The sequence below is a fragment of the Bacteroides sp. 14(A) genome, assembly GCF_000526555.1.
Taxonomy (GTDB): domain Bacteria; phylum Bacteroidota; class Bacteroidia; order Bacteroidales; family Bacteroidaceae; genus Bacteroides; species Bacteroides cellulosilyticus.
Map to the genome: position 1 here is coordinate 895,984 of NZ_JAGH01000002.1, position 22,950 is coordinate 918,933.

Annotated in this window: 18 protein-coding genes; 15 read left to right on the forward strand and 3 right to left on the reverse strand. The window is 42.9% G+C overall.

Annotation, left to right across the window (positions count from 1 at the left end):
• Window positions 1-175: 175 nt before the first annotated feature.
• The 3 genes from K429_RS0110945 (at window position 176) to K429_RS0110955 (ending at window position 3,965) form a co-directional block, all read left to right on the forward strand.
• Complete coding sequence (locus K429_RS0110945) at window positions 176-1,918, forward strand: hypothetical protein (protein ID WP_026366954.1); 1,743 nt, start codon at window positions 176-178, stop codon at window positions 1,916-1,918.
• Between the two features lie 76 nt (window positions 1,919-1,994).
• Entirely contained in the window at window positions 1,995-2,405 is a 411-nt protein-coding gene (locus tag K429_RS0110950; protein ID WP_007216450.1) for a DUF3244 domain-containing protein, read from the forward strand.
• A 27-nt stretch (window positions 2,406-2,432) separates the two neighbouring features.
• Window positions 2,433-3,965: a vitamin K epoxide reductase family protein gene (locus K429_RS0110955; protein ID WP_026366955.1), complete on the forward strand. Its 1,533-nt coding sequence runs from the start codon at window positions 2,433-2,435 to the stop codon at window positions 3,963-3,965.
• A 211-nt stretch (window positions 3,966-4,176) separates the two neighbouring features.
• Here the strand turns inward: K429_RS0110955 and K429_RS0110960 are convergent, their stop codons facing one another.
• The gene (locus K429_RS0110960; RefSeq protein ID WP_007211476.1) at window positions 4,177-4,680 is read right to left on the reverse strand and encodes a DUF3836 domain-containing protein; all 504 of its coding nucleotides are present in this window, start codon (window positions 4,678-4,680) and stop codon (window positions 4,177-4,179) included.
• A 341-nt stretch (window positions 4,681-5,021) separates the two neighbouring features.
• Here K429_RS0110960 and K429_RS0110965 point away from each other — a divergent pair, with 341 nt between their 5' ends.
• Entirely contained in the window at window positions 5,022-7,289 is a 2,268-nt protein-coding gene (locus K429_RS0110965) for an alpha-N-acetylglucosaminidase (protein WP_007211478.1), read from the forward strand.
• Between the two features lie 6 nt (window positions 7,290-7,295).
• Here K429_RS0110965 and K429_RS0110970 read toward each other — a convergent pair whose 3' ends face one another.
• A complete protein-coding gene (locus tag K429_RS0110970; RefSeq protein ID WP_026366956.1) occupies window positions 7,296-9,185 on the reverse strand; it encodes a DUF3857 domain-containing protein in 1,890 nt (629 codons plus the stop codon).
• Window positions 9,186-9,195: 10 nt separating this feature from the next.
• Window positions 9,196-11,181, reverse strand: coding sequence for a DUF3858 domain-containing protein (locus K429_RS0110975; RefSeq protein ID WP_026366957.1), 1,986 nt, complete (start codon window positions 11,179-11,181; stop codon window positions 9,196-9,198).
• Window positions 11,182-11,378: 197 nt separating this feature from the next.
• On the opposite strand from K429_RS0110975, the gene K429_RS0110980 reads away from it, so the two are divergent.
• The 11 genes from K429_RS0110980 to K429_RS0111030 all read left to right on the forward strand — a co-directional run bounded on the left by K429_RS0110980 (window position 11,379) and on the right by K429_RS0111030 (window position 22,930).
• Entirely contained in the window at window positions 11,379-12,281 is a 903-nt protein-coding gene (locus tag K429_RS0110980) for a bifunctional 2-polyprenyl-6-hydroxyphenol methylase/3-demethylubiquinol 3-O-methyltransferase UbiG (protein WP_007211481.1), read from the forward strand.
• A gap of 42 nt (window positions 12,282-12,323) precedes the next feature.
• Window positions 12,324-13,205, forward strand: a complete 882-nt coding sequence (locus K429_RS0110985; RefSeq protein WP_007216444.1) for an ABC transporter permease — start codon at window positions 12,324-12,326, stop codon at window positions 13,203-13,205.
• Window positions 13,206-13,295: 90 nt separating this feature from the next.
• Window positions 13,296-13,550 (forward strand): DUF3098 domain-containing protein, encoded by a 255-nt coding sequence (locus tag K429_RS0110990; RefSeq protein ID WP_007211483.1) that lies wholly within the window; start codon window positions 13,296-13,298, stop codon window positions 13,548-13,550.
• A gap of 68 nt (window positions 13,551-13,618) precedes the next feature.
• Window positions 13,619-14,422 (forward strand): undecaprenyl-diphosphate phosphatase, encoded by an 804-nt coding sequence (locus tag K429_RS0110995; protein WP_007211484.1) that lies wholly within the window; start codon window positions 13,619-13,621, stop codon window positions 14,420-14,422.
• Window positions 14,423-14,425: 3 nt separating this feature from the next.
• Entirely contained in the window at window positions 14,426-15,127 is a 702-nt protein-coding gene (gene truB, locus K429_RS0111000; RefSeq protein ID WP_007211485.1) for a tRNA pseudouridine(55) synthase TruB, read from the forward strand.
• Between the two features lie 18 nt (window positions 15,128-15,145).
• Window positions 15,146-16,204: a tRNA preQ1(34) S-adenosylmethionine ribosyltransferase-isomerase QueA gene (gene queA / locus K429_RS0111005; protein ID WP_007211486.1), complete on the forward strand. Its 1,059-nt coding sequence runs from the start codon at window positions 15,146-15,148 to the stop codon at window positions 16,202-16,204.
• Between the two features lie 11 nt (window positions 16,205-16,215).
• Window positions 16,216-16,551, forward strand: a complete 336-nt coding sequence (locus K429_RS0111010) for a hypothetical protein (RefSeq protein WP_026366958.1) — start codon at window positions 16,216-16,218, stop codon at window positions 16,549-16,551.
• Window positions 16,552-16,558: 7 nt separating this feature from the next.
• A complete protein-coding gene (gene folK / locus K429_RS0111015) occupies window positions 16,559-17,026 on the forward strand; it encodes a 2-amino-4-hydroxy-6-hydroxymethyldihydropteridine diphosphokinase (protein WP_026366959.1) in 468 nt (155 codons plus the stop codon).
• Window positions 17,027-17,042: 16 nt separating this feature from the next.
• A complete protein-coding gene (locus K429_RS0111020; RefSeq protein ID WP_026366960.1) occupies window positions 17,043-18,029 on the forward strand; it encodes a lysylphosphatidylglycerol synthase transmembrane domain-containing protein in 987 nt (328 codons plus the stop codon).
• Window positions 18,030-18,122: 93 nt separating this feature from the next.
• Window positions 18,123-19,742 (forward strand): DUF6377 domain-containing protein, encoded by a 1,620-nt coding sequence (locus tag K429_RS0111025; RefSeq protein WP_026366961.1) that lies wholly within the window; start codon window positions 18,123-18,125, stop codon window positions 19,740-19,742.
• A gap of 212 nt (window positions 19,743-19,954) precedes the next feature.
• Entirely contained in the window at window positions 19,955-22,930 is a 2,976-nt protein-coding gene (locus K429_RS0111030) for a TonB-dependent receptor (protein ID WP_026366962.1), read from the forward strand.
• Window positions 22,931-22,950: the final 20 nt, after the last annotated feature.

The window sequence follows — 22,950 nt, forward strand, 5'->3', positions numbered from 1 at the left end:
TACAAATAGCGAACCGGATACGAGCCAGGTACGAACCGGGTATGAGGGGGAGGCAATGTAAAGTAAGATTGGCTACTTTTTCTGATTTTGGTCTATTCTTTCTTCTAACATCTGACACCTTTGGCCGGAAAACATTATCTTTGTCCAACTAAGGACTCAGTAGATGACTTATAGAATGGGAAAAACTAAAGCTATTATACTCTTTTTAGTTGCTTTTTTGCTGTTGGCCTGTACAGCCCGGCAAAGCAATAACAAGCAATTGATATGGGCAGATTCCCTTATGCGGTCGCTGCCGGATAGTGCCTTGTCTGTTTTGCAGAATATCTCTACTCAGGAATTTGCCTCACCGGCTGATAGTGCCTATTATGCGCTGTTGCTGACACAGGCAAGAGATAAAAATTATGTTGTACAGGTAGATGATTCGCTGATACGTTACGCTGTTGCACATTATGATAAAGTGGGGGATGCAAAGATGCGGGCAAGTGCACACTATTATTGGGGATGTGTGTATAGAGACATGAACCGTCAGGCAGAGGCACTCAGGGAATATCTTATAGCTGCATCTTTGACGAAGGAAACTGTGGAAAAACGGCAATTGGGATTGATATACAATAATATTGGCTATATTTATTATATACAGAATTTCAAGGAAAAAGCAGATTCTGTATATCAGTTAATGGAGGACATTGCTCAAGAATTAAAAGATACTACTCTTTGGGCAGAAGCTCTATCCAGGCAGGGTTCTATTGCCTTTATGAAAGGTAATGATTATTTTGGTACTGCTGAACAAAAGTTACTGGATGCTTTTACAGTGGTAGATAGAATTGAAAATAAAGCGATCAAAGCTGATGTTTCAGCTACATTAAGTCGTCTATATAGTAAAATGGATCAAGGTAAAAAGGCTCTCTTTTACGCAAAACTTAATCTTTCCCTGCGAAAGGATACTACACGAGCCTATCAAGCTTTTCTTATTTTGGGAGATGCTTACTATAGGGTTGGGCTATATGATTCTGCAACTTTTTATTTAAACAAGAGTCTGGTAAGTAAGGATTACGGGAGAAGATCGGATGCCTATATGCGTTTGGCGGATATAGCAATGATTCAAGGTAATGCAGTCTTGTCTATGAAACTGGAAAGATATAGTTCTGCATATAAGGATAGCTTATATCAATCCCGTGGGAATGTAGTAACTGATAAGATTGTTGAAGCGGAAACCGACGCCCAGATAACGCTCCATCAGTTGTATTATAAAGGACGCTTAAATATATATTTGTGTGTTTTTATACCGATAACGATTATAGTTATCATGATTGTTTTCTTTCTTTATAGAAAAAATAAACAATATCGGGGAAAAAATGATTTGCTGCAAAAGAATAATCAGCAATTAGAGAAAGTAAACCAAGACTTGAGTCAACATTATGCTTGTCTACAGGAAGAGATAACCCAACGAGACCTGGAAATTGAAAATCTAAGGAAAGAGTTAGCTTCTTGCCGGATTGATGAAGAGCAAAGGGAAAAAATACGGGTAGAACTGGATGAAATGGTTTTAAGGAGAAAAGCTTTGGTGAAAGAGGCCTTCCTACATTCACCACTTTATGCAAAAATGCAGGCAATTATAAAAGATCATCTGGATAAAGATGCATCAGATAAAGAAATAAGCGATCAGGAATGGCAGGAATTAATTGTCAGCATGGACTCCCAGTGGAATAATGCCATTTCACGTTTTCATGTTAAGTATCAATTATCCAAAGAGGAACTCTATTTAGTATGTTTAAGTTTGACAGATTTTCCATTTGCTCATTTAGCATATTTGATGCATTCTTCCAGAAGAACACTCTATCGGAAAAAGAATGCTTTATGTGAACGGATTGGCGTTGAACAAAACAGTGAATTTAAAGAAATCTTGCGCAAAATATAGGGGTGGCACACTTGTGACACACTCTTTTCGCATGGACTTTTGTAGTTTAGCGGCATCAAACAAAAAGTTATGCATTATGAAAAGAGTATTATCTATTTTATTTCTATTTTTGGTTTTAGGTAGCTCAGTGAAAGCACAATTGGATTTTGGATTTAAAGAGATTGTGTTTACACAAAAAAGTGATGACAGGGACATGAGTGGACAAAGTAGTAGTACCAGTCCGGAAGATGCTCCCAAAACTCGTAGTGTTGTTCTCCAACCGGTGTATGCTTACTTGGATAATGGAGAAATAACTGTTTATTTTGAAAAAGTATTCCCTACTGTTGCAATCAGTGTTATAAATGAAACTACAGGGAAAACTGTTTGTTCAAAGACGCTTCTTAGTCCTACAAACTTTTCTATTGATTTGAACGGAGAAGATAGTGGAGAATATATAATAGAGGTTATTTCTGACGGAACCTCCTTAGAAGGCACTTTTTCTTTATAATATCCTGATAGATAAACGAAGGTAATCATGACCGGGGCTGATAATATCAGTGTCGTACTCTATCGTTATCTGCGGACATTGTCTGTAAAGGTAAGTAGAGATACTGTACATCGCCTGCTTAGTACTCCGTTGGGAGGCGGTATGCGCGGTATCAGTGATGCACTGGATGCGCTTCATATAAAGAATGAGGTGTTTCGGCTCCTGTCACGTGATTACTTTTTAAAACTGGAAACTCCTTTTATCACAATGCTTGAGGTGGACAAAAAATCTTTTTGTGTTGTGACGAAAAAGGACGATTTCATCGTAGAATTTATCAATGGAGAGGGTGGTAAACGACATGTAAAGGTAGACAAGTTTCTACAGCATTGGACAGGTACAGTCTTATTGGGAGAACCTACTGAAGCAACACCGAACGAGCAATTTTATATAATGAGAAATATCGTATTTTATTTATTGCGTTATAGATTTATTATTGCTTTGCTCTTTGTCCTGATATTGGGACTCCAGACTGCGTTTTGTCAGAGTCGGTTGCTTGCCTTTATGTTCTATTTATCTGTATTGTTTTTTGGAATACTCGTATCTGTCGCCATCCTCTACAAAGAGCGGGTGAACGGGGAATTCATGGAGCGATTCTGTAATATCGGTAAGATAGTGAATTGCAATGAAGTGTTTCACTCTAAAGGGGCAAGTATAGCAGGGTTAGGGGAATTATCTCTGCTATACTTTGCGCCTCTTTATCTATTCTCGCTTATCCGGCAGGATGATTTTTATATAATTTCAGTTGTATGTTGTGTTGTAGCCGTGACGCTTTCTTTATACTCTATTATTTATCAGGTTTTTATTTTGCGTAAAGCCTGCATGCTTTGTGTATTGGCTGATTTTGCGGTATGGGGTAGTGCGGTAGCTCTTTATATATTGAAAAATGATTTTGTAATGGAGCTGTCATTATCCTCACTTTTCGCATTTGTGGTCATAGGGTATATCTGTTTGATTTTTGAACTACAGTTGAGAGCCATACAAACCGGAGAGAAGGAAAGGATTACTTTAAAAAAATATTTTGGCAGCCTGCTTAACCCGGAAACTTTTCAAATATTGTTGGCATTAAAACCTCAGATCGGGAAAATGGTAAGTCGGGATATTGCATTGCATAATCAAAAAGAAGGTAGTAATGAATTGATGATAGTGACTAATCCCAATTGCAAGAATTGTGCAAGTGTTCATCGTCATATGGTAGAAATTGCTTCAAGTGTTCCCGTGTCATTAGTATTGGTAACATTTCCAAATGATAGGTTGGGTGAGGAAATTGCCCAGGTTATTATTGCAGCTTATTACGTTGTCGGTTGGGATAGAGCAATAGAGCTTTTGGGGGAGTGGTATGAAAACAGGCACATGGAAGATGCGGGTATATATAGTATAACGGCTGAGGTGCGTGATGTGTGGACAAAACAACAGATATATTGTCGGGAACAAAAGATAAGTAAAACCCCTTCTGTCATAGTGAATAAGCATTATGTGCCGGAGGTATACCCATTATCAGATTTAAGATATGTATTGACATAAAGATTTATTGTAGATTTAGTAATTAATAGCCAGAACCTTAACTTTGTTTATTTGCTACTGAAGCTCAACAGAAGTTGGGCTTCAGTAATAGTAGTATTCAATATAACGGTAATAGGTGCTTTATAGCTGTTTTGTAATCGGATAACTAAAAAAGCACGAGCCTCCCGGCCCGTGCTTTTCAACTAATTGTTAACTTTAATTTCTATATTTATTACTTTGCAATTGCTAATAGATTGGTCGTGAAGTCCATCTGCTTGTGGTTAACCAGAGTCCAATCTGATTTATTCTTATTGTCTTGCTTGTAGGCTTTGTAAGCCGTCGGCATATTTGCGTCATTCAGTTCGTATACACTTTTCTGAACGGCTTCATCATAAGCTTTGTGAGATTCGTTCCAGCGGGCGTAATTCATGGTTATTTCATTATCGCTGTACTGGTAAGTCATCTTGAAATAGGGTACCCACGCATCTTTTGCACCATCCCATTTGGATGCTTCTTTGCTAATCAGACGGTTTTGGTCGTCATAAGTAAAAGTGTATTGCATGTGGCGTTGCAGATAAGAGCCTTCTTGTTTGAAGATAGTTTTGGATGCGACTAATTCGCCGTTCATCACTTGATTTGTTATGAAACCGTCCTGAGCTTTCACTTCGGAGTTGAGAACACTTGCTACCATAATAGCTACCAATGCGACTGCTTTAAATAAACTTGTAGTTTTCATAATCTTTATTTTTTAATTGTTACTATTTCTATTTGGCTTTCGCTCTTATCTGTTAGACGGAACTACTTGCTGAAAAGTGGCAGATAATCTTTATTTTTTTTGCTGACCGCTTTCGCTTAATAATAGTCAATTCCTGTGCCAAAGTAATAAGTGGTTGAAAATCAGCAAATAATAGAAATAGTAAGCTGTTCATTATCGGACAGTTGTCCGCTTATTATCGAACAGTGACCGGAATAAAACAAAATATTTATTCCTTTTGAGACATGAGTTCAAACATTTGGTACATTATCAATATCCTTTTATCGATAACGCAACTATTTTTGTCTCCAAAATAATATGCTATGAAGAATTTCTGTTTGATTACCTTATTTATTTGTTTCAGTGGTTTGCCCGTATGGGGTGGCGGAACGTCGGAAAAGGCAGTGTATGACCTGATAGAGCGGGTTACTCCCGGTTATGCTTCGCAGTATCGGTTAGAGATGATACAGCCGGAAAATGGAAGTGATGTTTATGAAGTGGATGGTGACGGGCAGAGAATTATCCTGCGGGGAAACAATGCGGTCTCCTTGGCAACTGCTTTCAACTGGTATTTGAAGTATACGTGCCATGCCCATGTATCCTGGTTTGGTAATCAATTGAAATTGCCTGCGAAATTGCCACAGCCTGCGAATAAAGAACGGAGGATTATTAATGGTAAATATCGCGTTTACATGAACTATTGTACGGTAAGCTATACTGCGGCGTGGTGGAATTGGGAACGTTGGCAACAAGAACTGGACTACATGGCGATGAATGCTATCAATATGCCTTTGTTTTCTGTAGGGCTGGATGGTGTATGGTATAATACGCTGTTACGTTTTAATTTCACGGAAGAAGAAGCCCGGGCTTTTCTCACTGGACCGGGACATTCGGCATGGCAGTGGATGCAGAATATTCAGAGTTATGGTGGTCCTTTGCCTAAATCGGTGATAGATAAGCATGTCATATTGGGTAAAAAGATATTGGCGCGTCAGTTGGAATTAGGGATGCAACCTATTCAGCAGGGTTTTTCGGGATATGTTCCACGGGAATTGCAAGCTAAATATCCGCAAGCCAAAATCAGTATGAAACGGAAGTGGTGTGGTTTTGACGGTACTGCTCAACTAGACCCGACTGACCCTTTGTTTCATGAAATGGGCTTGGCTTTTCTGGAAGAGCAGGATAAATTGTTTGGTAGCTATGGGGTATACGCAGCCGATCCTTTTCACGAGAGCGCTCCTCCGATAGATACACCTGAATATCTGACAGGGGTGGGACAGACCATACATAAGCTTTTCCAGACATTTGATGCGGGAGCTTTGTGGGTGATGCAAGCATGGAGTATGCGGGAAGATATAGTGAAAGCTGTTCCTAAGGAATCTTTACTGATATTGGACTTAAACGGATCGAAAACTGCTGCTAACGGTGGTTGGGGATATCCTGTGATAGCTGGTAATCTTCACAATTTTGGCGGGCGTATCAATATGCATGGCGATTTAGCTTTACTGGCTTCTAACCAGTATCAGAAAGCGAAGGCGCGTTATCCGAATGTGTGCGGGTCCGGACTTTTTATGGAGGCCATTGAGCAGAATCCTGTTTACTATGAACTGGCTTTTGAAATGCCCAATCATGCTGATAGTATTCCTTTGCAGGCATGGCTTGCTGCTTATGCCGAACGTCGGTATGGAGCGAAATCTGCTGCTGCCGGAAAAGCGTGGATGTACCTGTTGGAAGGTCCTTATCGTCGGGGTACGAATGGAACGGAAAGGAGCTCTATTGTAGCTGCTCGTCCGGCATTGAATGTAAAGAAGTCTGGCCCGAATGCGGGTTTGGGTATTCCTTATGAACCGATGTTGGTGATTCGGGCTCAGTCGCAGCTTTTGAAGGATGCTGATAAACTGGCATTTTCCAAACCTTATCGTTTTGATATTGTAGATGTGCAACGCCAGATGATGACTAATCTGGGGCAATTAGTGCACAAAAAGGCGGCAGAAGCATTTGCTTCCAAGGATAAGGCGGCCTTTGCCTTGCACTCAGGACGTTTTCTTGAATTATTGAGAGATATGGATGAACTGCTTTATACACGTAGCGAATATAGTTTTGACAGATGGTTGACTGAAGCCCGCAGTTGGGGAGAGACTAAAGAGGAAAAGGATCTGATGGAACGTGATGCAACTTCATTGGTTACTATTTGGGGGGCTGATGGTGATCCGCGTATATTTGACTATTCATGGAGGGAATGGGCAGGTTTGATTAACGGGTATTATTTGCCTCGCTGGCAGAAATTCTATACAATGTTACAGGGACATTTGGATGCAGGTACTGATTACCAGGAGGAAGGGCTATCCCTGGCTTACGGTAGAGAAGATTTCCGTGCAAACGACTTTTACAACCGGCTTGCTGAATGGGAACTTGCCTATGTGGATCAGACGGGTAAAGCACGAACACCTGTCACTCATGGGGATGAATTGGTCGTTACCCGTCGTTTGTTTGATAAATACCTGAAACTGTCTCGTGAATATTATGCGGACTTTTCGGGTGTGGGAGAAATCAAGGAAGAACGTACTTATGAAAATGTCGGTGAGGAGTAATAGTAGTTACTCCCCACTTTTCTTCAATATTATTTTTGCCCCGTATTGAGTAGCGATACTTTTGCGGAAATCCAGGAAATCGGTATAGTCTTCTTTGGGGTAATTGCCTTGGTAATAGAGCAGGCGATGAACGATAAAAACATTGCCTGCGTCGCCCAAGGTAATGGAAGACCGGAATTTGCCGAATTTACTTTCCTGATCAACGGGTTTAGGCAATGATTCTATTTCATATCCTTCCGGCAGGCGGATGCTGATGCTATCTATATCGAGATAGCCATAATTGGTTTGAATGCTTTGAGTGCGTTCTCCCTGGTTGTTCGGACTGTAAAAGCTTCTGTGGAAAATATTGATCGGGATAAACAGGCGTTTTCCGGTTTTGTTTCCATATTGTTCGCTTTCGATGGTGTACGAGATATCCAGTTGAGGCTCTTTCTGCTTGATTTCGTTGGCACGGATGGCATCGACTTTAGCCTGTACCAGGTTGATGTCGGAGCGTAGCCAGTCTTTCTGCCGGGCAGGCTCCATGTCGATAATGGATGCCATGTCTTCATATTGAAACAGGCGGGAAGTTTGTTTAACTTCTACTTTTGCACTTCCATCCGGTTGCAGGGTTACGAGGGTGTTGTTGACTTGTGTATTCAGAGAGTCCGCATACGTTGGCAATTGACAAAGAGTTCCGCCGTTGGGACCAACGAGTAGAGCATCGTGCCCTGCAATGGAATGATGTACGTAGCCTAAGGGTAAAGTAGGATTGGTACATTCCAGCCAAAGCGTATCATTGGGTAACGGCACTTGTAAGATGACATGGTTGTTTTGATTGGCACTGGCAAAGTCGGCTAATAAACGCCTGTTAGTAGTGCTGATTACGGTGTAAACGGATGGAATACCCAGTTCTGTAAGCATGGCACGCATATAGTTGGATAGTCCTTTGCAGTCTCCGAAGCCGGTGCGGTTTACATCGGCGGCGGCTATGGGTTGCAACCCTCCGATTCCTAGCTGTATGCTGACATAGCGGGTAGTGGATGCGAGATACTGATAGATTGCGGCTATTTTTTCATACGGGGTATTGCAGTTTGCCGTCCGTTTTTGTAATTCCTCTTTTAGTGTCGGGGGCAGTTGGTCTCTTCCACTCAATAACTGATATTGCCATTCGCCATACGATTGCCAGCTTTCCATACTCCCTTTAGTTCTTTCGAAAGAGAAATTCAGGGGAGTGAAATAGATACGGGGCAGCAATTCGGATAGGGAAGGGCTGTAAGGTTCTTTTTTGATAGCGGGTAGAGACTGGACTTTGACTTCTGTCAGCCAGTTTCCGTCAGCTGTCTGTTGCTGTCTGACTTCTGCCTGCATATTGATGGCCCGGTAACGGCAAGGATTGTCAGCCGGAGTCAGAATACGGTAACTTGCCTGCGCAACGGATTGGTTATAACTCTTTTGCGGAACGAAGCTGGGGTAGCCGATCAGTCCATCGCTGTTCTTTATCTCCCATTCGTAAGTGATGGTAACAGGATATCGTGACGGGGTATATTCGAAGAAATAGTAATAGTCGTCGCTGACAAGGCCGTCTGAATATTCGGTAATCTTCAGTTCGCTCTTTTTAATTTTCCGGATCACATTGCCGGAGGCGTCCCGAACTTCTCCGGAGAATTTTTTCAGAGAGGAAAAACGGTCGCACAGACAGACAAAGGAGGCATCTTCTTTTCCTTTTTCATTCAATACCTGTATCACACGTTTCTCTTTCTGGATGGCATCGGTGGATGAACTGCATACGATATCCGTTACGGCATCTTGTATGATAGAGTATGCGTCGGTACGCAAATCTGCTTGAGCGTACAGGCTGCCGGAGTAAAAGGCGGCTTGTAGCAGGAGACCGAAAAATAATTTGTTCATTTTCATAATTTCCGCGTTACAGTTTTTTTAAAACCATCATTTCATTATTCTTCTTGGCAATCAATTCCCATAATTGTTGCAGTTCAGGATAGTCAGTATGCAGGAACAGCAGCTTCTGCAACCGGAAAGAATACCTGAGTGTGACCTGATTATTCTGTTGCGTGATTATATATCGGCAAAGCACTTGTCCGTCACTTGTCTGCAATCTCTGATTCTCCGGCTTTTCATCGACTGTGTATCCTTCCGGAATGGTCAGATTTATGGTCAGGGACACCTGATCTGTGTAGGGAAATTCTACAGGAAGTTTCCGTTCCGACTGTTTGAAGGGAGATTCGGAGACATGCAGGAATACAAGCGGATTGACGTAAATGAACTGATCGTTAACAGTGTACTGCTTTTCAAATTCTACCAGTTCATACACTTGCGGTGAGAAGTGGGTTCTCCCTTCCATCTGGAGTTTTTTCACCTGTATGTTTTCTTCGGAAGCCAGTTTGCTGGCAAACTCGGTACTGTCCTTGGCTGTGCGGTATTTGTTACGCAAACGGGAGGCATACTGACCTATATAAACAGTTTCACGTGTGCCTGTAACAACTCCTTCAGAAGAAATTCCGGCCTTCACGCTTGATCTCAGCAGGTTTGCCCCTACATTTTCCAGACTGACCCACTGACTGTGATTGTCCGGAGCGATAATACGCGCACGGTTGGTCATCAGTACAGGAGGGAGGACATTAAGGTAGCCATTTTCTACGGAACTGTCCAGATAAACCAGAGTACTGTCTGTAGGGCTGATGGCTACGACAAATGTATTTAGTTTCTGGATGCTGGGATGGCTATAAGGAAGTATGCCCATATCCCGGCGGCTCATTACTGCCGGATAGGCGGGTATTCCGGCATCTTTCAGCATGCTGATAAGGATAAAGTTAATGTCGGCATTGCTGCCTGTGCCTTCTTTCAGCACTTGCTTGGGTGATTTGCTATATAAGGCATATTTCTCATTCCATCTCACTTTGTTTTTCAGAAACGTGTAGATGGCACATATCTTTTCGTCCGCTCCCTTCATTTGTTCCAGATGCAGGGCAGTCATTTCTTCTTTGAACGGATTGTTCATTTTCAGTCTGCTACCGAAGTCCGAGTCCTTCAGTAATGTTTCGTCAATCTGTTCCCAGCTTTGGGTGAACGATTTGTAGAGGGAACCGGGGAAATCAATTCCCTGCAATTCCAGGTTTACTTGTGTACAGTAGTCATCCGCGCACCACACATGACTGTCGTCTTTCAGAGCGGGGAGTTGGTTGCCCTGGAAGTTCAGATGCGTCCCGGAGCATCGGAGCAATTGCGATCCGATGGATAAGTTGAGGGAAGCGTTTTCGTTTACGGTTTCCAGCTTTTCTGCACCGTGCATCTCTATGTTGAATTTGAAATACTCGGGTATGGTGACATTATATTCGGTATATAAGATAGGAATATCACTTTGTGCTTTCCAACTGTCGATACTGAAGAAGAAATCGGACTCTACCCGGTATTCATACTCTATCAGCGTTCCGGCTTTCACCTGCGGAATGGAGAATTTCAGGTTCATCCGGCTTTCGCCCACACGCTCCTTGAAAACTACATCTTTCTTCATTTTGGTACGTACAATTTTTCCGTTTTCCAGGTTGTAGGCGCTGGCATCCAGTCCGATTATATTTTCTTTCATGGCGTTATTAGGCAGTTCGTAGTAGGGAATGATGACATCGGCATAGGAGGTTCCTTCCGGTTTGAGTACCTTTATTTTTACTTTATACTCAGAAACCAGCCGGAAGCTTTCTATTCCCCATTTATAACTGATGTCAGTCAGCTTACACAGGATAACGGCGGTGGCGCTGGAGTCGGGTTCATAAACAGCCATGTTCAGTTCTTCCATGGTAGGTTTGCCGAATTTCCGGTTCGGTAGAATAGTTTGTCCGTCAGCGAATAGCTGAAAACAGCAGAAGCAAAAAAGTAAGGAGAGTAAAGCGTTTTTCATGATAGTATGTGATTGAAGTGTTCTTGTACCGACAAATATATGTTTTTTTTATTTAAAACAAGTGTTTAAACTTCTCTTTTATTAAATCTCCTTAAAGAAAGCCCGATGCGTCACTTTTTATTTGTTATTTTGCACCAAATTCGGGTATAGTGCGGTCTGTTCAGTTCAGGCTGCACTTCATTATTGCAGAACGTTCAATGAATAAACTCACCATAAAAGTCTGTCCGGTATGTGGTAGTGCGCATATAGAGCGTGCTATGACTTGCATAGACCATTATGCTTCCAGCGAGGCATTTTATCTGTGCCGCTGTCAGGATTGCGACTTTCTCTTTACGCAAGATTTTCCTGTGGAGGCTGAGATAGGCAAATATTATGAGACTCCCGATTATATTTCCCATTCTGATACGAAAAAGGGTCTTATGAATAAGGCGTACCATTGGGTGCGTGGTTATATGTTGGGGCGCAAGGCACGTCTGGTGGCTCGTGAAGCACACCGGAAAGAAGGACGTTTGCTGGATATCGGTACGGGAACAGGATATTTTGCCGATACCATGAAGCGGCGGGGCTGGCAGGTGGAAGCAGTGGAGAAGAATGCGCAGGCGCGTGCTTTTGCCAAAGAACATTTCGGTCTGGATGTGAAACCCGATACCGCATTACAGGATTTTGCTCCCGGAAGTTTTGATGTCATCACTTTGTGGCATGTCATGGAACATCTGGAACATTTGAATGAAACGTGGGATACACTGAATAGCCTGTTGACGGAGAAAGGCGTGTTGATTATTGCCGTGCCCAATTGCTCCTCGTATGATGCGAAGAAATATGGTGCGCACTGGGCTGCCTACGATGTTCCCCGTCATTTATGGCATTTTACGCCCGGCACTATTCAGAGATTGGGAGCAAAGCATGAATTTATATTGGCTGCACGCCATCCGATGCCGTTTGATGCATTCTATGTGTCGATGCTAAGCGAAAAGTATATGGGACATTCGATGTCTTTCTTCCGGGGGATACTCAGTGGTACGTTGGCGTGGTTCAGCACGTTGGCGAGCAAGGAGCGAAGCAGCTCGATGATTTATGTATTCAGGAAGAAGCAGAAATAAGATATGAGGTGGTAAGATGATAAAATGGTAAGATGATAAGGCATGAAGACGAAAAGCAAGAATAATTCCGTATCCTATTTTGATATGCAGTTCATTACTTCCAGCATCAGTACGACGCTGGTGTTATTGCTGCTGGGATTGGTGGTGTTTTTCGTACTGACTGCTCACAATCTTTCTGTGTATGTAAAGGAGAATATCAATTTCTCTATTATCATCAGCGATGATATGAAGGAAACGGATATTCTGAAGTTACAAAAAAGACTGGATAAGGAAGTATTCGTACGGTCTACGGAGTATATTTCGAAGAAGCAGGCGCTTCGTGAACAGATTGAGGCGATGGGGACAGATCCGCAGGATTTTCTGGGATACAATCCTCTTCATGCTTCTATCGAAGTGAAGCTGCACTCCGATTATGCGAATACCGACAGTATTGCCAAAATAGAAAAAGAGATAAAGAAGAATACCAATGTACAGGAAGTGCGTTATCAGGAAGACCTGATAAATATGGTTAATGAGAATATCCGTAATATCAGTTTGATGTTGTTGGGATTGGCTGTATTACTGGCTTTCATTTCCTTTGCATTGATTAATAATACCATCCGGTTGACTATTTACTCTAAACGCTTCCTGATTCATACGATGAAGCTGGTAGGTGCAAGTTGGAGTTTTATCAGGCGTCCGTTCCTGTGGCGTAACTTCTGGATCGGTGTGTTGGCGGCTGTCATTGCCGATGGTGTTCTGTGGGCTGCGGCATATTGGTTGGTGGTGTATGAGCCTGACCTGATCAGTGTTATCACACCCAATGTTATGTTGCTGGTTTCCGTATCGGTGCTTGTATTTGGAGTGTGTATCACGTGGTTCTGTGCATACCTGTCCATCAATAAGTTCCTGCGGATGAAGGCGAGTACGCTTTATTATATATAGTATTGAACATTACAGCTTATACGTTAATAGAGGAATAAGAGATGTTTTGAGTGAAGTTAAATTGTAAACAATTAAATCATAAATAAAGAGATGAGTAAAGAGAAATTTGCTTTCGATAAAACTAACTTTATCCTGCTTGCCGTTGCAATGGCGGTGGTGATTATCGGTTTTATCCTGATGACCGGTCCGGTGTCTACCCCGACGCACTTTGAACCGGATATTTTTAGTGCGAGACGTATTAAAGTAGCTCCCGTGGTATGTCTTGTGGGTTTTTTGCTCATGATATACGCTGTATTGCGCAAACCGCGTGACAAGCAAATGAATAATGAAGGAATAAAAGAATAAAAAGCTATGTGCAGAGGGGCATGTGTCCCCTATCATAATTCATAAATTATAATTTATAAATCAACTACATGGAATGGTTTGAGGCGCTCATCCTGGGCTTGATCCAGGGATTGACAGAGTATTTGCCGGTAAGTAGTAGCGGACATTTGGCTATCGGTTCGGCATTGTTTGGTATTCAGGGAGAGGAAAATTTGGCATTTACGGTGGTAGTGCACGTAGCTACGGTGTTCAGTACAATGGTGGTCTTGTGGAAAGAAATCGAATGGATTTTCAAGGGACTGTTTAAGTTTCAGATGAATGATGAAACACGTTATGTAATCAATATCCTGATATCTATGGTGCCTATCGGCATTGTGGGTGTGTTCTTTAAAGATGAGGTGGAGGCAGTTTTCGGTTCAGGCCTGCTGATTGTGGGTTGCATGTTGCTGGTAACGGCTGCTTTGCTGTCATTCTCTTATTACTATAAACCGAAGCAGAAGGAGAACATCTCCATGAAAGATGCGTTCATTATAGGTTTGGCTCAGGCTTGTGCGGTGCTTCCCGGACTTTCACGTTCCGGTACCACGATTGCAACCGGATTGTTGCTGGGTGACAATAAAGCAAAGCTGGCTCAATTCTCTTTCCTGATGGTAATGCCTCCGATATTGGGTGAAGGGCTGCTGGATGGTATCAAGTTGATGAAAGGAGAAGACATTGCCGGAAGCATTTCAACGTTATCATTGCTGATAGGATTTATTGCAGCTTTTGTGGCGGGTTGTCTGGCTTGTAAGTGGATGATTAATATTGTGAAGAAAGGAAAACTGGTATACTTCGCTGTTTATTGTGCAATAGCCGGTATCGTAACCATCGTACTGTCACAAATGCAAGGATAACGGATGAAGTTTAAAGAAGGAGAAGTATTATATTTCAATAAACCGCTGGGATGGACATCGTTCAAGGTTGTGGGACATGCGCGTTATCACATCTGCCGGCGGATGAAAGTAAAGAAGTTGAAAGTAGGCCATGCCGGTACGCTCGATCCTTTGGCAACAGGGGTGATGATTGTCTGTACGGGCAAGGCTACGAAGAGAATAGAAGAGTTCCAGTATCATACGAAGGAGTATGTCGCTACCATTCAATTGGGTGCCACTACCCCCTCTTACGATTTGGAACACGAGATAGATGCCACTTACCCTACTGAGCATATCACGCGGGAGTTGGTGGAAGAAACGTTGAAGACATTTATCGGCGAGATACAACAGGTTCCCCCCGCCTTTTCGGCCTGTATGGTAAATGGCAAACGCGCCTATGACCTGGCACGTAAGGGTGAAGAAGTAGAGTTGAAACCGAAATTGCTGGTGATTGACGAGATAGAGTTGCTGGAATGTAATCTGCCGGAAATTAAGATCCGTGTGGTATGCAGTAAAGGTACTTATATCCGTGCCTTGGCCCGTGATATTGGTGAAGCGCTGAACAGTGGCGCCCATCTTACGGCTTTGGAACGCACCCGTGTAGGTGATGTCCGGCTGGAAGATTGCCTCGATCCGATGGATTTTAAAGAGTGGATAGACGCTCAAGAGATAGAAACAGAAGAATAACTTAAAGAAAGAATAGATATGAAACTGTCACAATTTAAATTTAAGCTTCCGGAAGAGAAGATTGCTTTGCACCCTACAAAGTACAGAGACGAGTCGCGCCTTATGGTGCTGCATAGAAAGACAGGTGAGATTGAGCACAAAGAATTCAAAGACGTTTTGAACTACTTTGATGATAAGGATGTGTTCATTTTCAATGATACGAAAGTATTTCCTGCCCGTTTGTATGGCAACAAGGAGAAGACTGGTGCCCGTATTGAAGTGTTCCTTTTGCGTGAGTTGAATGAAGAACTCCGTCTGTGGGATGTGTTGGTAGACCCTGCCCGTAAGATCCGTATCGGTAATAAGCTGTATTTCGGTGATGACGACTCTATGGTAGCTGAAGTTATCGACAATACAACGTCTCGTGGCCGTACGCTCCGTTTCCTCTATGACGGTCCGCACGATGAGTTTAAGAAGGCTTTGTATGCGTTGGGCGAAACTCCGCTGCCTCACAGCATTATCAACCGTCCTGTAGAGGCGGAAGATTCGGAGCGTTTCCAATCTATCTTTGCCCGTAATGAGGGTGCGGTGACGGCTCCTACTGCGAGTCTGCACTTCAGCCGTGAGTTGATGAAGCGTCTTGAAATTAAAGGTATCGACTTTGCGTATATCACGCTACATGCCGGTTTGGGTAACTTCCGTGATATTGATGTGGAAGACCTTACGAAGCACAAGACAGATTCTGAACAGATGATTGTGAACGAAGAAGCTGTCGGCATTGTGAATCGTGCCAAAGACCTGAACAGACAGGTTTGCGCTGTAGGTACCACTGTGATGCGTGCCATTGAGAGTACCGTAAGTACAGACGGTCACCTGAAGGCATACGAAGGATGGACTAACAAGTTTATCTTCCCTCCCTATGACTTTACAGTAGCCAATGCGATGATTTCCAACTTCCATATGCCGCTTTCCACGTTGCTGATGATTGTTGCCGCTTTCGGTGGCTACGATCAGGTAATGGAGGCGTATAATGTGGCTTTGAAGGAAGGTTACCGTTTCGGTACGTATGGGGATGCGATGTTGATTACGGATAAGTAAAAAGTACAGTTGTGAAAATATGTCCTAAGTGCCATGAAGAAGTAGAAGATAGCTTTGAGATCTGCTGGAACTGCAATTATAGCTTTCCGGATAATAAGATATTGGATATGAATCTGGCAGGAGAGAACGATGGTAGAGGCCTGTCTATTGATTGTTTACGCTGTCAGGTCAAGATGGCTTATTCTGGAAAATATGAGTTTCATGAAGGAATGAACACAGGTGTTTTGGGAAACTTGTTTGAGTTATTCCAGAATCGCGAAGCCTTTGACCTATATGTCTGTCCTAAATGTGGTAAAGTAGAATTTTTTGTTCCTTTGGATAGGGAACGGGAATTTAAGATAGAATAGACTGGTGATGGCGAAAGTGTATATAGGTCTCGGCACTAATCTGGGAGATAAAGAGCAGAATCTCCGGACTGCTGTACACAAGATAGAAGAGCGGATAGGGAAGATTGTTTCCCTGTCCGCTTTTTATACTACTGCCCCGTGGGGTTTTATTTCTGATAATGCTTTCCTGAATGCTGCCGTTTGTGCGGAGACTTCACTTCCGCCGTTGGAGATACTTTCCATAGCCCAGTCCGTTGAACAGGAGATGGGGCGTACCCATAAATCGGTGAACGGTGTGTATAGTGACCGTGTGATAGATGTCGATTTGTTGTTGTATGATGATCTTATTCTGGATACCCCTACACTGAAATTGCCTCATCCGCTGATGCAGGAACGCCGCTTTGTGATGGAGCCGTTGGCGGAGATTGCGCCCGATGTGATACACCCGGTATTGGGAAAGACACTGGGGGATATCTATCGTGATCTGACTGATTAATAACCGGTTTCCTACAATGAAGAATAAATACCGTAACTTGTTCTTGCTTTTCGGCATACTCGCCATTGTCATTATGCTTTGTACAATGGATATGGATTATTCCGACATTTGGGAGAACGTGAAGCGCATAGGCTTTTGGTTTCCTGTAATCATGTTGTTGTGGTTCTTTGTCTATCTGATAAATACCTGTTCATGGTATCTGATAATCAGGGACGACCGTCAATATAGCGTCCCTTTCTGGAAGGTCTGTAAGTTGTCGATCACAGGTTTTGCCATAAATTACGCTACACCCGGCGGACTGATGGGCGGTGAACCGTATCGGATTATGGAACTGACTCCCTATGTAGGCGTAAGTAAAGCTACGTCTTCGGTCATTCTATATGTGATGATGCACATCTTTTCTCACTTTTGGTTCTGGTTTCTCTCCATATTCTTATATATCTTCCTGTATCCTGTGAATACCTTTATGGCAATATTGCTCACTGCAATAGGGGCATTTTGTCTGTTGGCTATCTATTTCTTTACCCGTGGATATAAAAATGGGATGGCGGTGAAGACTTTCCGGTTCTTACAGAAGGTACCCTTTATCAGGAAGTGGGCGCATAGTTTCGTTGTGAAGCAAAAAGATACTCTGGAACAGATTGATAGTCAGATAGCCTTGCTGCATAGCCAGCATAAGATAACTTTCTATAGTTCTTTGCTATTGGAACTTTCGGCACGTATACTCTCCAGTCTTGAAATATACATTATTCTAAGCGTTTTCACACCGGACGTTAACGGGTGGGACTGTGTGTTGATACTGGCCTTCTCTTCTTTGTTCAGTAATCTGATATTCTTCTTTCCGATGCAGCTGGGCGCACGCGAAGGTGGTTTGGCATTGGCTGTGGACGGGTTGCACATGTCTCCGGCATTGGGCGTTTATGTGGGACTGATTACCCGCATACGCGAATTATTATGGATAGCCATCGGAATGGCTTTGATAAAGATCGGTAATAAGAAGTAAGCTGCCTTTTATCTGCTAAAAAGAGGCAGTACACGGATTATCATAGAGAAAAAATCTATATCTTTGCTCTTGAAGTATATAACCTGTAGTCTAATGTCCAGATATTCTGTTTCTATCTTATTTTGTCTTTTTATTTGTTCCGGTCTGTGGGCTGCGGTCAAAGCGGACGATGATGCCCTGCTTTTAAAACTGGATAAGATGATCGAGCATCGTGAGGTTTACCAGCAAAAAGTGGAAAAGGAAATAGCAGACATTCGCCGGACGCTGGATTATGCGGAAGATGATAAACTCAGGTTTGATATATTAGGGAATCTGTTCACTAAATATCGTTCATTTCGGATTGATACGGCTATGATTATCGCAAAGGAGAGACTGCAACTGGCAGAAAGTCTGAAGGATGAAACGCTAATCAATCAGGGGCTGATGAACATAGCCGATGTAATGAACAAAATGGGAAAGCATGAGAATGCGTTGATTATGCTTGGCAAAGTGAAACGGACGGAAGATGTAAAAAAGGATACTTATTTCTATTATCTATACCACACCATTTACTTATCCTGCTATAATGATGCCATAGATGATCCCGGCAAACAACTTGCCTGGCAGCAGATAAAGGCTTATAAAGACACGCTGATTGCGATTAGCGAACCACACTCTTCCAGCTATGTTACCAATAAATGCGGTCGGCTGAGTATGTCCGGAAAGTGGGATGAGGCTATCCGGCTGCTGGAAGATTATTATGGGCAAAGTGCAGAAGATAATTCGGACAGAGCGAGAATGGAGTATCTTCTGGCAGAATTGTATTTGGGGAAACAGGATACTTTGCAGGCAAGGCATTATCTTATTCTGGCTTCATTGACTGATATTGCCAATGCCAAGAAGGTGTATATGTCTTTGCAGCATCTGGCAATACTTCTCTTCCAGGAAGGAGACATTGCAAGGGCTTATAATTATATTTCATGTTCCCTGGAAGATGTGAACTTCGGGAAAGCCCGCTATCGCTTTATTGACATTGCCGGATATCTCCCCATCATTCAGGCCGCTAATGATGCGCGTATTAAGGCTGATGAGAATCGGGTGCTCTTTTCCCTTCTGATACTCCTGATATTGGTAATAGCCCTGGTTGTCGCTTTCTTCTTTATCCGTAAGAAGAATACCAAACTGCTGAAGGTGAAGCAATCGCTGGCTGAACAGAATCTGCACTTGCAGGAAATGGCTGGGAACCTCACCCGGATGAATGAGCAGATTCAAGAATCAAATCATATCAAGGAAGAATATATCGGGTTGCTGTTCAATATATGTTCCGAATATATCTATAAGCAGGAGAACGACCGCAAGGCATTACTGAAGATTGCAAATACAGGCTCTATGGCGGATATATCAAAGACACTCCGCGGACAATCTTCCACTTCCGATGATTTCAAGCTTTTCATCAGTAAGTTTGATACTATATTCCTTTCCATCTTTCCTAATTTTGTGGAGTCGTTTAATGCTCTGTTGAAGGAAGAAGAGCGCGTGCAGCTGAAGGAAGGTGAACTGCTGACGCCTGAATTGCGTATATATGCTCTCATACGTTTGGGTATAAATGATAATTCCAAGATTGCCAACTTCCTTCATTATTCACTTCAAACGGTTTACAACTACCGGATGAAAATGCGGAATAAAGCGATCATTCCGGGCAAGGATCTGGCAATTCAGGTACAGAAACTGTAGTTTTACATCTCCTTTGATCTTACTTTTTCTCTTTTACTCTTATTTGTCAATATGTTGATAAATAGTATGTTACTTTCTGTTCTCTTCTTTATTTACTTACTTTTCCACTTCGTGTAGTTGTTCTGCTATACCATTGAAATTACTTTTGCTTCGTATCGTATGAGACACGCGATACCTTTGTTACACGTATAATAAACTAATTTAAAACTATTATGAAAAACAAGAAGAATCCGGAAACTTTTGGAAGTAGATGGCGGTATGTTTGGGTACTGTTTGCTTTGGTTTTCAGTGTGAGCGTTGCCGCACAGAAAACGGTTGTAAAGGGCAATATCCTCGATAAGGATAATCTGCCTATTATTGGAGCTAATATTTTGGAGAAAGGAACGTCGAACGGAACGATCAGTGATGTGGACGGTAACTTTACTCTCTCGATCACAAATCCTAAGGCTACATTACTGATTACCTATATAGGGTATAAAAACGTGGAGATGCCTGCTTCTGCCAACATGAAGATCGTGATGACGGAAGATAGCGAGATGCTTGAAGATGTGGTTGTCATCGGCTACGGAAGCGTAAAGAAGTCGGATGCAACAGGCTCGGTAACAGCCATTAAGCCGGATGATTTTAATAAAGGACTGCGCACAACCGCTCAGGATGCCCTGGTGGGTAAAGTACCGGGAGTAAACGTAGTATCCAGTTCCGGTGCTCCGGGCACAGGCGCCACGATTCGCATCCGAAGCGGTGCTTCGCTTTCCGCTTCCAACGATCCGTTGATTGTGATTGACGGTGTACCGGTTGATAACTCTACTATCGAAGGCGGTGGCAATGTGATTGGTGGTATTAACCCCGATGATATAGAAACCTTTACGGTGTTGAAAGATGCCTCGGCTACGGCTATTTATGGTTCGCGGGCTTCGAACGGTGTGATTGTAATCACTACGAAGAAAGGGGCTGATACCAATTTGCGCTTTAATTATTCAACGAACCTGTCGGTAAGTACAGTTACTGAAACGCTGGATATTCTTTCTGCCGATGAATTTCGCCAGTTTGTTCCCACTGTATCCGGAGTACCGGCTTCTGTGACCTTAGGCACGGCATCGACTGACTGGCAGGATGAAATCTATCGGACGGCATTCGGACAGGAACACAACTTTTCTGTATCGGGTAAAGTGAAGCAAAATGCTCCTTATCGCCTTTCGGTTGGATATACCAATCAGAACGGTGTCATACGTACCAATAACTACGAGAGATTTACATTCAACGGAGGTATTTCGCCCAAGTTTTTTGATAATCATCTCACGGTTGATCTGAACCTGAAAGTGTCTTATGAGAATAATAAGAAAGTCGATGAAAGCGTCGTAAATAACGCGCTTCGCTATGATCCTACACGTCCGGTCAAGACCGGAAGTGCCACTGCGGCTACTGATCCGGGGTTGGGATATTTTATCTGGATGAACGGTAATTCTCCGATGGCTATCCAGACGGATAATCCGGTGGCGCAGCTTGACTTGCAGGATATCCGCAATAAAGTGACACGCTCTATCGGTAATGCATCCTTCAACTATAAGGTACATCATTTGGAAGATTTGCAACTGAACATGAACCTGGGATACGATGTCCTGACCAGTAAATACTCGAAAGAAGTGCCCGAACTGGCGGGAATGATGTACACCTCTAACATGAAGGATGGTACAGGTCTTGTCTATGACTCCAAGCAGAACAAGCGGAATTATCTGCTGGACTTATACGCTAACTATTCTCATGTTTTCAATGAGAAGCATAACTTCAGTGCCATGGGCGGATACGGCTGGCAGCATTTCTGGAAGAAGTTTGATGCTACTACCTTTTCTCCGGAGGGCAAGGAACTCTTCTCTCCCAATCATTATGAATCGGAATATTATCTGCTTTCTTTTTACGGTCGTCTTAACTATTCGTATGATAACCGCTATATGATTACAGCTACGTTGCGTTCGGATGCTTCATCCCGTTTTGCAAAAGGCAATCGTTGGGGATTGTTCCCTTCCGTGGCATTGGGGTGGAAAATCAGCCAGGAAGCTTTCCTGAGAGATTCGGATATTCTGTCTGACCTGAAATTGCGTCTGAGCTACGGACAGACCGGACAACAGGATATTCTGAACGACTATCCTTATATGACAACTTTCACAGTATCCTATCCTGAAGCTTGCTATCAGTTCGGAGATAAATGGTATAATACGTATCGTCCGAATGGTTATGACTCCGACATTAAATGGGAGACTACCGAAACTTATAACATCGGATTGGATTACGGCTTCCTTAATAACCGTATCTATGGTTCTGTGGACTATTATCAACGCCACACCAAGGACTTGCTGAATACGATTCCTGTGATTTCGGGAACCAACTATTCTTCTGTGATTACCACGAATATCGGTGAAATGGATAATAAAGGACTCGAATTTTCCATTAATGCAGTGCCGGTACATACCAAAGACTGGAAATGGACAGTAGGCATGAACTATACCTGGAACGATTCAAAGATCACAAAACTGAATGTAGTGGATTCGGAAGCCAACTTTGTACAGACCGGAGCCATTTCGGGCACCGGTAAAACAGTACAGGTATTCATGGTAGGCGAACGCCCTTATACTTTCTATCTGGCAAAACAAGCTTATGACGACAATGGCAAGCCGATAGAAGGCCAATATGTACAGCCGGACGGTTCCGTATCGGCAACAGAAACAAAGTATGCCACCAACAAGAGTGCATTGCCGGAATCCTATCTGGGCTTCAATACCCAACTGAGCTATAAGAACTGGGATTTCGCTATCAGCGGGCACGGGGCTTTCGGCAACTATGTCTATAACTACATAGCTGCCGACCAGTATGTGCAGTCTGTTTATAGCGACCAGGGAAACTTCTCGAATATCCTGAGCAGAACCAAAGCTACAGGTTTCCAGAACCAGCAACTGTATTCGGACTACTTCCTGGAGAAAGGAAACTTCTTCCGGATTGACAATATCTCATTGGGTTACACTTTCAAGAAACTGTGGGATCAGTCAAGCTCTTTGCGGCTGACTTTCGGTGTTCAGAATGTGGCTACCTTTACCGGTTATTCGGGCATCGATCCGGAAATCTACAGCGGTATCGACAAGGAGATATATCCCCGTCCGCGAGTATTCTCATTAAGTGCTAATTTAACTTTCTAACGGATTAAAAAAAACTATGC

Bases quoted from the DNA above. Each gene is read 5' to 3' on its own strand.
- K429_RS0110945 (WP_026366954.1), top strand. From the start codon at position 176: ATGGGAAAAACTAAAGCTATTATACTCTTTTTAGTTGCTTTTTTGCTG.
- K429_RS0110950 (WP_007216450.1), top strand. From the start codon at position 1,995: ATGAAAAGAGTATTATCTATTTTATTTCTATTTTTGGTTTTAGGTAGC.
- K429_RS0110955 (WP_026366955.1), top strand. From the start codon at position 2,433: ATGACCGGGGCTGATAATATCAGTGTCGTACTCTATCGTTATCTGCGG.
- K429_RS0110960 (WP_007211476.1), bottom strand. From the start codon at position 4,680: ATGAAAACTACAAGTTTATTTAAAGCAGTCGCATTGGTAGCTATTATG.
- K429_RS0110965 (WP_007211478.1), top strand. From the start codon at position 5,022: ATGAAGAATTTCTGTTTGATTACCTTATTTATTTGTTTCAGTGGTTTG.
- K429_RS0110970 (WP_026366956.1), bottom strand. From the start codon at position 9,185: ATGAAAATGAACAAATTATTTTTCGGTCTCCTGCTACAAGCCGCCTTT.
- K429_RS0110975 (WP_026366957.1), bottom strand. From the start codon at position 11,181: ATGAAAAACGCTTTACTCTCCTTACTTTTTTGCTTCTGCTGTTTTCAG.
- K429_RS0110980 (WP_007211481.1), top strand. From the start codon at position 11,379: ATGAATAAACTCACCATAAAAGTCTGTCCGGTATGTGGTAGTGCGCAT.
- K429_RS0110985 (WP_007216444.1), top strand. From the start codon at position 12,324: ATGAAGACGAAAAGCAAGAATAATTCCGTATCCTATTTTGATATGCAG.
- K429_RS0110990 (WP_007211483.1), top strand. From the start codon at position 13,296: ATGAGTAAAGAGAAATTTGCTTTCGATAAAACTAACTTTATCCTGCTT.
- K429_RS0110995 (WP_007211484.1), top strand. From the start codon at position 13,619: ATGGAATGGTTTGAGGCGCTCATCCTGGGCTTGATCCAGGGATTGACA.
- truB (WP_007211485.1), top strand. From the start codon at position 14,426: ATGAAGTTTAAAGAAGGAGAAGTATTATATTTCAATAAACCGCTGGGA.
- queA (WP_007211486.1), top strand. From the start codon at position 15,146: ATGAAACTGTCACAATTTAAATTTAAGCTTCCGGAAGAGAAGATTGCT.
- folK (WP_026366959.1), top strand. From the start codon at position 16,559: ATGGCGAAAGTGTATATAGGTCTCGGCACTAATCTGGGAGATAAAGAG.
- K429_RS0111020 (WP_026366960.1), top strand. From the start codon at position 17,043: ATGAAGAATAAATACCGTAACTTGTTCTTGCTTTTCGGCATACTCGCC.
- K429_RS0111025 (WP_026366961.1), top strand. From the start codon at position 18,123: ATGTCCAGATATTCTGTTTCTATCTTATTTTGTCTTTTTATTTGTTCC.
- K429_RS0111030 (WP_026366962.1), top strand. From the start codon at position 19,955: ATGAAAAACAAGAAGAATCCGGAAACTTTTGGAAGTAGATGGCGGTAT.